Source organism: Oceanobacillus salinisoli, from assembly GCF_009733865.1.
Lineage (GTDB): Bacteria > Bacillota > Bacilli > Bacillales > Amphibacillaceae > Oceanobacillus > Oceanobacillus salinisoli.
In genome coordinates, this window is sequence record NZ_WOFB01000014.1 from 87,115 (window position 1) to 99,929 (window position 12,815).

The 12,815-nt window shown below is 39.2% G+C and carries 13 protein-coding genes, 1 riboswitch and 2 other annotated features; of the genes, 11 read left to right on the forward strand and 2 right to left on the reverse strand.

Annotation, left to right across the window (positions count from 1 at the left end; translation table 11 throughout):
• Positions 1–68 precede the first annotated feature (68 nt).
• Positions 69–1,121 carry a D-alanyl-D-alanine carboxypeptidase family protein gene (locus GMJ66_RS10615; RefSeq protein ID WP_231514894.1) on the forward strand — a complete coding sequence of 351 codons (1,053 nt, stop codon included), beginning with the start codon at positions 69–71 and terminating at the stop codon, positions 1,119–1,121.
• A 205-nt stretch (positions 1,122–1,326) separates the two neighbouring features.
• On the opposite strand, the gene GMJ66_RS10620 is transcribed toward GMJ66_RS10615, so the two are convergent.
• Positions 1,327–1,641, reverse strand: a complete 315-nt coding sequence (locus GMJ66_RS10620; RefSeq protein WP_156290294.1) for an SRPBCC family protein — start codon at positions 1,639–1,641, stop codon at positions 1,327–1,329.
• Between the two features lie 174 nt (positions 1,642–1,815).
• A complete protein-coding gene (locus tag GMJ66_RS10625; protein WP_156290295.1) occupies positions 1,816–2,274 on the reverse strand; it encodes a DUF2269 family protein in 459 nt (152 codons plus the stop codon).
• 314 nt (positions 2,275–2,588) lie between these two features.
• Here GMJ66_RS10625 and GMJ66_RS10630 point away from each other — a divergent pair, with 314 nt between their 5' ends.
• The 10 genes from GMJ66_RS10630 (at position 2,589) to lipA (ending at position 12,781) form a co-directional block, all read left to right on the forward strand.
• Positions 2,589–3,149, forward strand: coding sequence for a nitroreductase family protein (locus GMJ66_RS10630; RefSeq protein ID WP_156290296.1), 561 nt, complete (start codon positions 2,589–2,591; stop codon positions 3,147–3,149).
• A gap of 562 nt (positions 3,150–3,711) precedes the next feature.
• Positions 3,712–3,958: a binding site (T-box leader), on the forward strand.
• 36 nt (positions 3,959–3,994) lie between these two features.
• Positions 3,995–4,278 (forward strand) — a binding site (T-box leader).
• Positions 4,279–4,352: 74 nt separating this feature from the next.
• Positions 4,353–5,747 carry an anthranilate synthase component I gene (trpE, locus tag GMJ66_RS10635; RefSeq protein ID WP_231514895.1) on the forward strand — a complete coding sequence of 465 codons (1,395 nt, stop codon included), beginning with the start codon at positions 4,353–4,355 and terminating at the stop codon, positions 5,745–5,747.
• Entirely contained in the window at positions 5,731–6,312 is a 582-nt protein-coding gene (locus GMJ66_RS10640) for an anthranilate synthase component II (protein ID WP_156290298.1), read from the forward strand. Before trpE ends, GMJ66_RS10640 begins: the two co-directional genes overlap by 17 nt.
• On the forward strand, positions 6,309–7,334 hold the full coding sequence (trpD, locus tag GMJ66_RS10645; RefSeq protein ID WP_156290299.1) for an anthranilate phosphoribosyltransferase: 1,026 nt from the start codon (positions 6,309–6,311) through the stop codon (positions 7,332–7,334). Before GMJ66_RS10640 ends, trpD begins: the two co-directional genes overlap by 4 nt.
• On the forward strand, positions 7,335–8,120 hold the full coding sequence (gene trpC / locus GMJ66_RS10650) for an indole-3-glycerol phosphate synthase TrpC (RefSeq protein ID WP_156290300.1): 786 nt from the start codon (positions 7,335–7,337) through the stop codon (positions 8,118–8,120).
• Between the two features lie 3 nt (positions 8,121–8,123).
• Complete coding sequence (locus tag GMJ66_RS10655) at positions 8,124–8,735, forward strand: phosphoribosylanthranilate isomerase (RefSeq protein ID WP_156290301.1); 612 nt, start codon at positions 8,124–8,126, stop codon at positions 8,733–8,735.
• Between the two features lie 5 nt (positions 8,736–8,740).
• Entirely contained in the window at positions 8,741–9,937 is a 1,197-nt protein-coding gene (gene trpB / locus GMJ66_RS10660; protein WP_156290302.1) for a tryptophan synthase subunit beta, read from the forward strand.
• Position 9,938: 1 nt separating this feature from the next.
• On the forward strand, positions 9,939–10,730 hold the full coding sequence (trpA, locus tag GMJ66_RS10665) for a tryptophan synthase subunit alpha (RefSeq protein WP_156290303.1): 792 nt from the start codon (positions 9,939–9,941) through the stop codon (positions 10,728–10,730).
• A 72-nt stretch (positions 10,731–10,802) separates the two neighbouring features.
• Positions 10,803–10,905, forward strand: a riboswitch (TPP riboswitch).
• A gap of 159 nt (positions 10,906–11,064) precedes the next feature.
• Positions 11,065–11,853: a lipoate--protein ligase family protein gene (locus GMJ66_RS10670; protein WP_156290388.1), complete on the forward strand. Its 789-nt coding sequence runs from the start codon at positions 11,065–11,067 to the stop codon at positions 11,851–11,853.
• On the forward strand, positions 11,846–12,781 hold the full coding sequence (gene lipA, locus GMJ66_RS10675; protein WP_156290304.1) for a lipoyl synthase: 936 nt from the start codon (positions 11,846–11,848) through the stop codon (positions 12,779–12,781). Before GMJ66_RS10670 ends, lipA begins: the two co-directional genes overlap by 8 nt.
• Positions 12,782–12,815 lie beyond the last annotated feature (34 nt).

Genomic DNA, 12,815 nt, shown 5'->3' on the forward strand with positions numbered 1-12,815 from the left:
ATGAATCTTCTATTTAAAATTTACAAAGCATATATGTAAAGGAAATTACCATGTAAGGAGTAAAAATGATGTTCATAAAACGTATAACAGCTATGGTGCTCTCTATCTTTTTCATGCTTTTTATTTCTGCATGTTCACCCTATATGGATATAAATGAAAATGAGGAAAACCATGAACCAAATGAGCAAGAAGCAACGGATTCACCTGAAAAAACACCAAATTCAGGTAACAATTCTCAACCAGAAATTACTGCTCCAGAAACCGAACTTCAAAAGAAGGATCAAAGTGAAGAGGTGGAAATGCTGCAGCATGCCTTCCATCAAATTGGTTATGACATTACTATAAATGGAATCTATGATGAATTAACTACATGGGCAGTGACAGATTTTCAATTACAGCATGAGGATTTAATGGCAATTGGAATTTATGATGAAGAAACAAAAGCCGTTTTAGAACAATATATAGAAGATAATGAAATGGTGGAACCTGGTTTAGGCTTGCCTTTTACAGAGGAAACGGTATCTACTAATTCCGGCGCCGATATTTTAGCCAATCCTTACGATCAGCTGGCCCTCATTAATAAAGAATACGCCTTACCTGATAACTATGAACCAGAGGACTTAGTGATTCCTAATGTACAGTTTCCATTTACAGATGAACTACCTAAAAAACAAATGCGGGAAGTAGCTGCAATAGCGTTAGAAGAAATGTTTCAAGCAGCAGATGAAGCAGGCCTCGAATTATATGCCCAATCCGGATATCGTTCCTTTGATAGACAGGAGGCTATTTTCGCTGCAAATGTAAGTGCCAATGGGGAAGAAGAAGCAAATAAATTTAGTGCTCGACCTGGAGAAAGCGAACATCAGTCTGGCCTATCGATGGACATAACCAGTCCTGAAGTTAGATTTAAATTGGTCGTTGAATTCGGAGAAACCGATGAAGGACAGTGGATCCTGGAGAACGCAGCAGACTATGGTTTTATCATTCGTTATCCTGAAGGAAAAGAGGATATCACCAAATACCAATATGAACCATGGCACCTCCGTTATGTTGGTGAAAAAGCCGCAAAAGAAATTACGGAGAATGACATCACGTTAGAAGAATATCTCCTTTATGAGTAATAAAAAAATCCTGTTCCAGTGAGCAGGATTTTTTCATTCGTTCTCCGCAACCTGCTTGACGCGTTTAACAAATTGAAGAACTACTTTATCAGAAGCAAAAAATTAGAAAAACTCGGATTCGCTCGTCCTTTAGGAATGCGTTAGTTTTTCTTATACTTGGTACATTAAAATTTTAACTACGTCGAATCCTCTTCGTGCTAAAATTTTATACTTTCCTAACGTTCAAAAAAGGCTTTACATACCATTTAAGCGGATAATTTGTTGTTATATAATTGAAGTATGTTGTATCTTTTTCCATCTTTTTTAATTGATAGGTTGTAGCAATTTCAAACATATTCGAGATCGTAAATGCCGTTTTTAATTCTTTTTCGTTTGGAAGATTAACGTAGTTTTTGACCTCAACATCATATGTCTGTACCCTTTTCCCCTCTTGGTATGTTTGCCTGTAAATCGTACCAACGCGATGTTCCGTTACTTTTACCGGTTTGTTCTTTATTACATCTGGCATAATCTTTTGCATGTCTTCAAGTGTACCGTCAAATAACTTCCAAACCTGATTAATATTTGCATGTATTTCGATATTCTTTGACCACTTTTTTCATATACTTCTTACCCCTCAGGCTCTTATTCTTCTATTCTATCATTTTATCCCTGAAAATGAATATGAAAGCAGAGATGTCAGAGTCTGCTCTATCTAAAAAGGTTTCAAGATCATTAACGCTATAATTATGAGAAAAATAATATTTTCCATATGCTCGATGTGAAACAGTTTTTTGGATAAGGTATCATATTCTCCCGGTATATCTTCTCCATTATACACCTCAAATAATCTTTTTATTGGCTTGGACCTTGGTTTAAGAAGCAGTGGACCAAATGCTAATGCGATTAAAAATAAAATAAGACTCGTAATATACCACCCTTGAGTAAACCAATATGTGTTTAAAAACCCCATCCATATCCCAGTTATTAGCAGTAGACTCCCTCCTACCATCGTTAAAATGTGAAGGGAGTTTCGAATTTTAAAAGCATGTTTTAACTCCGTCATATTGGTAGGTTTTACGTTTGTTACAACAAACGTCATCACTAAACCTGGACCCATTCCTAATATCGCAGAAAATATATGGATGAATACGAGAAATTCATAAAATGTCATATCTGTTCCCCCAATCTATCCTTATTTTACACCCATTACATGGATAAAAGGTTGTGATCATTATCACTTGGATACAGATATTTTTTAACAATATCATGACATACAGAACTTCTATTTCATAAGGTTAGTAGAATTGTTCATATGTGGGATAGCGTCATAATTTAGATTCTCCTAGAATATTCTTATGTTTATATAGAAGGTCTCCATACTTGACAACACCTTTCCAATAGAATGGAAATTTGCTTTTCATGACGTTATTGAGTAAAATCAAATGATAATGATTATCATTTCAAATGAGTTTAGGGGGGAAGGAAATGGGACAGGAAAATTATTTAGAAAACCTCATACGTGAACGTCGTGCAGTAAAGAAGGGCTATACAGATAAAGAAGTGACAGCAGACCTTATTCGCGACCTGTTAGATACAGCAATTTGGGCACCAACCCATGGAATGCGTCAGCCATGGAGGTTTATTTTTATAGGGGCAGAGGAATTGCCTGAGTTCGCCAAAAAAGTCGCTGCAACTTATCCAAAGGAACTCCAGCAAAACCGTGAGAACTACCTGAACGAGCCAAATGCCATTCTCGTTGTTGTCATGGAGGAACCAGATAAGCAAAAACAATGGGATGAAAACTTTGGAGCAACCGCATCCATGATTCAAAACTTTTGGTTACTTGCTTGGGAAAAGCAGCTCGGTGTGGTTTGGAAGACAAATCCACATATTTACGATCCAAAAGTAAAAGAAATCCTAAAAGTTGCTGACAATGAAAAAATCGCCGGGTTCATTCATCTTGGCTATTTTCAAGAAAAGCCAGAAAAGCAAAATCGAATTTCAATAGACGAGAAATTTAGCAATTTTAGTGATTTAAACAGATAACAGAGCCTGGATTATTCCAGGCTTTTTTTCACGTTAGGAAAGTATAAGAAAAACTACCCATCCGCTAAAGAACGAGCGAATGGAGTTTTTCTAACATTTCGTTCCGTTGCTCATGTATGGTAGAGGAACCACTACTAAAACTGCCACGTCCTGTGGAAGCCTGCCACGATAATTCAAACTTTTAGGTCCTTTTCAACACGACCTGTTAATAACTCAAATTCTAACTAAGTTATCCACAAAAACCCTAAAATTGTTAATAAGAAATTAAAGTCGAGATATGAACCCTATTTTTATTCACAGATTAATGTGGATAAACACATGAAAATTTGTGGGTAATGTGTATAAATGAGATTTAACCTTATAAAACCGCCGCTTAGCTTGTGGATATATGGTATCAGTTTGATTAATACAAACGTTTGTTTTAACATTAGGAAAGGATACAATTTCGCACAATTTATTTAAGTATAAATCCAAATCCTAAATCAAATATTTAGAAATATTTTTTAAATCCCCTTGACATTTATTTCTAATTATTCTAAGATAATTATCAATAATTCAATTAATTAAAGCAATGATGAAGAAGAGTATTCTAATTTGACTCTGAAGAGAGCTGGTGGTTGGTGTGAACCAGTGTGATCAAATAGATGAATGGGCTTCTGAGCTTCCAAACCGAACCATAATGATGCAGTAGGCTTTGGCGAACTGGTCTCATCGTTACCTGAGACAGATATAAAGCAAATTTGCTTTATATTGCTAAAGTTGAGCTGTTTTAGCTAATAAAGGTGGTACCGCGGTCCCTCGTCCTTTACGGATGAGGGGCCTTTTTGTATTTAAAAAACAAATAAATTAAATCACTGAGTAAGAGTAGTAAGCAACGTTTTTAGCGTTACAGAGAGCTGGTGTTGGTGGAATTCCAGTACGCGAACCTTGCTGAATGGACTTATGAGAGGTTTTCTGAACTAATTAGTAGGGAAACACGTATTTCCGACGTTATACGGATAGGATATCGGATTTTTCAACCTTTTAACATGTTAAAAAGCTATAAAATAAATCCCGTATCCGAACGAGAGGAAAAGAAAACAACTTCTTTTCAAATGAGGTGGCACCGCGACATGCAATCGTCCTCAATAAGCACAAACACTGTGTTTATTGAGGACTTTTTTTATTGTAAGAACACTTTTATTTACGAAAGGAATGAGTGAAATGCCAGTCCCCCCTTACAAGTACACAAAGTTACATGCAAATTCCTTAACACCTATTGATATCTACAGAAAATTAACCGGACATAAAAAATTTCTGCTTGAAAGTACATTTCCGCATGATAAAAAAGGAAAATACTCATTTATCGGAGCAAATCCGTACATGGAGATTATCGGCCATTCTGATACGACAACCAAACTGGATCACGAAATAGGCAGTAAAGAAACACTCTCAGAAAATGCACTGACGTTTATCAAAAATCATCTTCCAAAAATAGATATCGATATTCCCCTTCCCTTTTATGGTGGAGCGATTGGATATGTCGGTTATGATGTGATTCGCCAATTTGAGGACATCGGTGAAGTATTGCCGGATGAACTAAACATGCCGGACATTCACTTTATGGTTTACAAGGACATTATCGTATATGACCACAGTAATCAGGAAATCTATGTCATTGCTGTCCATACGAATCAAACTTCTGAAAAGGAATTGAATGAAAACATTGCTCATTTAAAAAACATGTTATTTACAGAATACAATACAGAGGAATTTCAAAACAGCACGATTGAGTTTGAACCGCAAATAACGAAAGAAGCATTCATGGAAAAGGTGAAAAGCGCAAAAGAGTACATTCAAAAAGGAGACATATTCCAAGTAGTCCTATCCCAGCGAATGGCTGCAAAGATGGAAGGTGACCCATTTATTTTCTATCAAAAGCTTCGGGAAGCCAACCCTTCTCCTTATATGTTTTATATTGATTTTGAGGATCACCTGCTACTGGGGGCTTCTCCTGAAAGCCTTGTGCAAACTCAAGGCAGAGAGATTATCACTAATCCGATTGCCGGCACCAGAGCAAGAGGAAAAACACCAGAGGAAGATGAGCAATTAATGAAAGAACTCCTTGAGGATGAGAAGGAAATTGCCGAACATCGAATGTTAGTGGACTTAAGCCGAAACGACCTTGGCCGTGTATGTGAAGTTGGTAGTATAACCATCCCAACTTACATGAACATCGAAAAATACCAGCATGTCATGCATATTGTTTCTGAAGTAAAAGGAAGATTGCACTCCAATTACTCTAGCATCGATGCACTGATTTCCTGTTTGCCGGCAGGAACCGTTTCTGGAGCACCAAAAATTCGTGCAATGCAAATCATTAATGAATTAGAAGAAAAGAAACGTGGGGCATATGCTGGCGGGATTGGCTTTATTAACTTTAACCATGACATCAATATTGCCCTAGCCATTCGGTCACTCGTCGTAAAAGACAATAAAGCATACTTACAGGCCGGTGCAGGAATCGTATTCGACTCCAGTCCCGAAATGGAATACAAGGAGACATTAAACAAAGCCAGATCGTTAATGGAGGTAAATAAATATGATTTTGTTAATTGATAATTACGATTCCTTCACCTATAACCTGTACCAGTACTTTTCCGAAGAAGGAGTCGATGTCAAAGTAGTTCGAAATGACGTCATTACCATCCATGCCATTGAACAGCTGAATCCGGATGCCATCCTTATCTCCCCTGGCCCCGGGTTACCACAACAGGCAGGGATTTGCATAGAGATGATACAGCATTTCTATAAAAAAATACCGATATTCGGAATATGTCTAGGGCATCAGGCCATCGCTGAAGCACTTGGCGGGTCACTTAGACAGGCAAAGGAAATTAAGCACGGAAAAACATCATTGATTACACATAATGGGAAAGGAATTTTCCGGTACTTGCCAAATCCACTGGAAGTCATGCGATACCATTCTTATGTTGTGGAAAATATCCCAAGTGATTTGGAAATCATAGCTGACTCCATCAACGATGATGAAATGATGGCGTTCAAACATAAAGAATATCCGGTCTATGGAGTACAGTTCCACCCTGAGTCCATTGGCACCGTATCAGGAAAGCATATGATTCACAACTTTTTAGAAGAAATCGGAGAGGAGATTGTTAAATGAAAACCTATCTTGAAAAATTGATTAATCGTGAAGATTTAACGCTGGAAGAAATGAAAAACGCAACGGAATACTGCCTCTCAGAAGCTGCAACAGATTCGGAAATAGCCGCAATGCTGACAGCTTTACAAGGTAAAGGAGAAACTGCTGAGGAAGTTGCTGGAATTGTAGATGTTATTCGTTCAAGATCAACTTTTAACACCACACCTATACCCGATGCAATCGATAATTGTGGTACCGGTGGTGATAAATCCTATAGCTTTAATGTTAGTACTACTTCTGCATTTGTTCTGGCAGGGGCGGGAATAACTGTCGCCAAACATGGAAACCGCAGTATTACGAGTAAATCAGGAAGTGCGGATGTGTTGGAAGAATTAGGTGTTTCCTTATCTTTGTCCAAAGACCATGTAGAAGAATTGCTGCATGAAAACAACATCGCATTTCTGTTTGCACCAAATGTACACGCCGCATTAAAGCCTTTCACCAAAGTAAGAAAAGAGCTTGGTATCCGAACGGTTTTTAATGTCATTGGTCCATTAACTAACCCAGTTGAACTGGATTCGCAATTACTTGGAGTATACAGCCGGGATTTACTACAAATGCTCGCAGAATCCTTAAAAAAATTAGGAAGACGGCGGGCAGTAGTTATTACTGGAGCTGGAAACGTGGATGAGGCTACCCTTTCCGGTGAGAATCATTTAATCGTTTTGAACGAAGGAAAATTAACGGAGGTGACACTTACTCCCGAAAAAGTTGGGTTACCAACGTACACAAAAGAGGATATCCGCGGTGGAGATGCAAAGCAAAATGCTGAAATACTCTTAAGTGTTCTAAAAGGAGAAAAAGGTGCCTACTATGATACGGTACTGTTAAATGCAGGACTCGGTATATTTACGAATGGAAAAGCCGAGACGATTCAGAAGGGAATTGACCTAGCCCGGGAGAGCATTGAATCGGGTGCAGCACTCAAGAGATTGCAGCGTCTTGTTGAATATAGCAAAAAAATTCCAAGTGGGGTGTATTAAATGACTATTTTAGACAAAATTTTGGCAGAAAAAGTAAATGAAGTAGAAGCATTATTAAATCAAACGTTTGATCATATAGAGAATGACTCCATTACCCCTTTTAATGAAAGGGTTCAGTCGTCTCATTCCATGAACATTATTTCCGAAATTAAACGCTCCTCCCCTTCCAAAGGAGATATTGATATGAGTGTCGATCCAGTTGCTCAAGCAAAACAGTATGAAGCCTTAGGTGCATCAGCAATATCCGTGTTAACGGATCAGACCTTTTTTAATGGCAACATGAATGATCTGCGTGCCGTCAGAAATGCAGTCAAACTTCCAATCCTATGTAAAGATTTTATTATCGACCCTGTACAAATTGATTGTGCAAAAGCAGCTGGGGCAAACATAATTTTACTTATTGTTGCCGCATTAGAAGATTCTGATTTAGAAATGCTTTATAACTATGCAAGAAAGTTAAATCTCGAGATACTCGTGGAAGTTCATAACGAAGACGAGATGAAACGGGCATTAAGACTAAATCCGGACATAATCGGTATTAATAACCGTAACTTAAAAACATTTGAGGTGGATATTGCAGCAACCGAAAACCTGGCATCTATGGTAACCAATCCTAATACTATCTTAATCAGTGAAAGCGGAATGAAAACGAAAGCAGATGTTCTACGCGCAAAAGATGCTGGAGCAAAGGCCATTTTAGTAGGAGAGACACTTATGCGTGCTGCAAATCTACAAGAAACCTTTGAAGAATTAAAAGTCACTCTGCCTATGAAGGGAGGAATGTAATACATGCTAGTTAAAATATGCGGAATCCAGACGAAGGAAGCTGCAGAAGCGGCTGTAAAAAACGGTACCGATTTAATTGGCTTTGTTTTTGCCGACAGTAAACGAAAAATCACTGCTGAGAAAGCAGCGACGATTGCCGCTTCTATTCCGAATTCCGTTCAGAAAGTCGGCGTGTTCGTTAATGAAACAGTGGAAAGAATGAAGGAAACTGCGGAACTCGTCGGTTTGGATTATATTCAATTACATGGTGATGAAACACCTGACATTGCGGAACAACTCCCATATAAGATCATTAAAGCATTTGCCGTGGATCTTGAAAATCTATCAGCGATTCAGGCTTACCCTTGTGACTACTATCTATTGGATAGCCCGAAAGGAAAATACCGTGGTGGAAATGGAAAAACATTTAATTGGGAGTTAATCGACCGTCTTTCCCTTAGCCGCGGGAAAATTATTCTCGCAGGAGGATTACGACCAGATAATGTAGATGAAGCGATCCAGCTTGCCAAACCTGCTGGTGTCGACGTATCCAGCGGTGTGGAAACAAATGGCGTGAAAGATATGGAGAAAATAAAACAATTTATTAAACAAGCAAAACTTACTAAGAAAGGATGAGTCCATTGACAACTTACACTATGCCTGATCAAGCAGGACGATACGGCAGATTCGGAGGACAATTTGTACCGGAACTGCTCATGCCTGCCTTAATTGAATTAGAAAAAGCATATGATGAAGCAATGAACGACCCATCATTTACCGAAGAACTAAACTATTATTTAAAGCAATATGTCGGACGTGAAACACCACTTTACTATGCGGAGCAGCTCACAAACCAGCTTGGCGGAGCCAAAGTCTACCTGAAACGCGAAGATTTAAGCCATACTGGTGCACATAAAATTAATAACACCATTGGTCAGGCACTTCTGACTGTACGTATGGGCAAGAAAAAAGTTGTTGCTGAAACCGGTGCTGGACAGCATGGAGTGGCAACCGCTACAGTTTGCGCCCTGCTTGGACTTGATTGTGTAGTGTTTATGGGTGAAGAGGATATTCGCCGGCAAAAGCTGAATGTATTTCGTATGGAGTTATTGGGCGCTGAAGTCCGTGGTGTCGCCCAGGGAAGTGGAACATTAAAAGATGCGACAAATGAAGCACTACGCTATTGGGTAAGTCATGTCAATGACACCCACTATATCCTAGGGTCTGCGGTCGGACCACATCCTTTCCCTAAAATCGTTCGAGACCTTCAATCAGTGATCGGAAAGGAAACCAAACAGCAAATCATCGAACAGACTGGAAAGCTTCCAGATGCCGTTGTTGCCTGTGTTGGTGGCGGGAGTAACTCGATTGGCATGTTCCACCCGTTTATCGAGGATGAAAAAGTAGAGCTGTATGGTGTGGAAGCAGCAGGAGTAGGTATCGATACAGATCAGCACGCTGCCACGTTAACAAAAGGGAAATTAGGAATCCTCCATGGGACACTATCCCATTTATTACAGGATGAGCACGGTCAAATTGAAGAGGCATTTTCAATATCAGCTGGCCTGGATTACCCTGGGGTTGGTCCTGAACATAGTCATTTGCATGATACGAATCGCGTCACATACACGTCCATTACAGATGAAGAGGCACTGGAGGCATTTCAATTTTTATCCAAAACAGAAGGAATCATTCCAGCATTGGAAAGTGCTCATGCCATTGCATATGCTATCAAACTGGCAAAAGAAATGCGTGATGACGAAACACTGGTTATCTGCCTTTCCGGCCGTGGAGATAAGGACGTAGAACAAGTGAAAAATAGATTGGGGGCCAAATAGCATGGGAAAGCAAAAATTAGAACAATCATTAAAAGAAAAACAAGCAGCTAATCAACATTTATTTGTACCATATATCATGGCTGGTGATGGTGGCCTTGACATATTAAAAGAACGAATTAACTTTTTAGCCGATAGTGGTGCATCGGCCATTGAACTCGGTATCCCTTTTTCTGATCCTGTTGCTGATGGTCCAACCATTCAAGCTGCCGGTATCCGCGCACTGGAAAATGGTACAACACTAAAGGCCGTGCTTGAAATCCTTGCGTCTTCCAAGGAAGAACGAACGGTCCCTATTATTCTGATGACCTATACTAACCCGATTTATATGTATGGTGTCGAGCAATTTGCCAAGGACTGTGCGGCATCTGGTGTAGATGGTGTCATTATCCCGGACTTACCGATGGAGGAAGAAAAATTGGTGGATAGGAGTTTATTAGATCATCAGATTGCTTTTATTCGCCTCGCTGCAATGACTAGTTCAGAAGACAGATTGATTGACATTGCCAGTCGTTCAGAAGGTTTCCTTTATGCAGTATCTGTTATGGGTACAACTGGTGCAAGAAAAGCACATCATGATGACGTAAAATCTTATTTGGAAAACCTAAAAAAACATAGTTCAGTCCCGGTCCTGGCAGGATTTGGTGTTTCCAGCGCAGAACAGGCACAAGAACTAAGTACACACTGTGATGGTGTCATTGTTGGAAGCAAAATCGTTGACCTGTTTCACAACGGCAAATCCGATGAAGTGAAGAAATTAATAGAAGGAAGTATTCATGTCAGTGTGAATACTTAACATTATTCCCAGAAAATAGAAATTAAAAGTCTTTACTTGAATTTTTAGAATTGATATGATTGATATGTAATATATTAGCACTGGGGGAGCCCTAATGGCTGAGAATGACTTTCCGTCTAAACCCTTTGCACCCGATATAGGTAATACTAGCGTGGGTAAGTGCAGTCATTATAGTTTCATGTGTCATGTTTATTGATGCATACAAACGACTGCACTCCTTATTTGAGTGCGGTTTTTTTATGCAACTAATTTTGGCTGCTCACAACAAGGAGGTGTTTATTTGCAAGAAGAATGGTTTTTTTTAGACAGTGGGCATCAAAGCGCGGCGGTGAATATGGCGTTGGATGAGTCCCTATTAAACTGGCATAGTGAAGGGAAAATCCCACCAACATTGCGCTTTTATGGCTGGTCAACGCCCACTTTATCTGTTGGGCAATTTCAAAAGGTTCAAAAATCTATCAATTTTGATGCGGTACATAACTATAACTGTGAGTTTGTCCGCCGCTTAACCGGAGGGAGCGCTGTTCTTCATGACAATGAGTTAACCTACAGCATCGTTGTTTCTGAGGATCATCCAGCTATTCCCGCTTCTATCAGGGAAGCTTACTATATTTTATCGAAAGGGCTTTTTGAAGGATTTAAAAACCTAGGGATCACCGTTGACTATGCAACACCGGAAAGAAGTGAAGCAAAAGAAAGAACTGCCGTCTGTTTTGAAAAGGCAGCTTTTTACGAAATGATGGTAGATGGAAAAAAATTATCAGGTAATGCGCAAACAAGAAAAAAAGGTGTCTTACTGCAGCATGGATCGATTCCAATGAGTATGAATACCGAAATGCTTTATGACTTATTCCGTTTCCCTTCTGAGAAAATCAAACAGCGAAAACGGAATGCTTTTCAAAATAAAGCAACCACCATTGATCAACTTACGAATCATTCACACTCATTCAGCATGATGAAAGATGCTTTCTATCAAGGTTTTAAAAAAGGATTAAACATTACACTCCATCCTTTTGAACTAACTAAACAGCAATGGGAAGAAGTTCATCACTTAGCAAACACGAAATATAGCTCAAAAGAATGGAATTATCATCGATCAAAGGAGTCTATACAAAGTGTCTAAACAAGAAGAGTACGTTCGCAAACCAGAATGGTTAAAAATTAAGCTAAATACGAATAAATCGTATACTGGATTAAAGAAATTGATGCGTGATAAAAGTTTGAACACCGTTTGTGAAGAAGCAAGATGCCCTAACATCCATGAATGCTGGAGTGAACGCCAAACCGCCACATTCATGATCTTAGGAGATACATGTACACGTGGATGCAGATTCTGCGCGGTTAAGACAGGTCTTCCAAATGAACTCGATTGGGGAGAACCAAAACGGGTAGCAGAGTCCGCGAAAGTTATGGGCTTAAAACATGTCGTGGTGACAGCGGTTGCACGGGATGATCTAAATGATGGCGGTGCTGCCGTTTTTGCTGAAACGGTTCGTGCCATTCGCAAGGAAAATCCTGGCTGTACCATTGAAATACTTCCTTCCGATATGAAAGGTGATTATGAAAGCCTTCACACTTTAATGGATAGTAAACCCGATATTTTCAACCATAATATCGAGACAGTTCGCAGGTTAACGAAGAAGGTACGTGCTATTGCCAAATATGACCGTTCCTTGCAATTATTGCAGCGCGTAAAAGAGATTGCACCTGACACACCGACAAAATCCAGTATCATGGTCGGATTGGGCGAAACAAAAGAAGAAATTGTTGAAGCAATGGATGATTTACTCGCACATGATGTAGATATTATGACGATTGGCCAATATTTACAGCCAACGAAAAGCCATTTAAATGTGGAACGTTATTATCATCCTGATGAATTTGAAGAATTAAAAAAAATTGCACTACAAAAAGGATTTAAGCATTGTGAGGCTGGCCCACTAGTTCGCTCCTCTTACCATGCGGATGAACAAGTAAGTGCCGCTTCCAAACAAAATAGAATTAAATATATGAAAGGCATTGAAGAACAGGAAGAAAAGCAGATTTTTTAATGAACGCACAAAAGGCAATTGCTCCGAGCTGTAG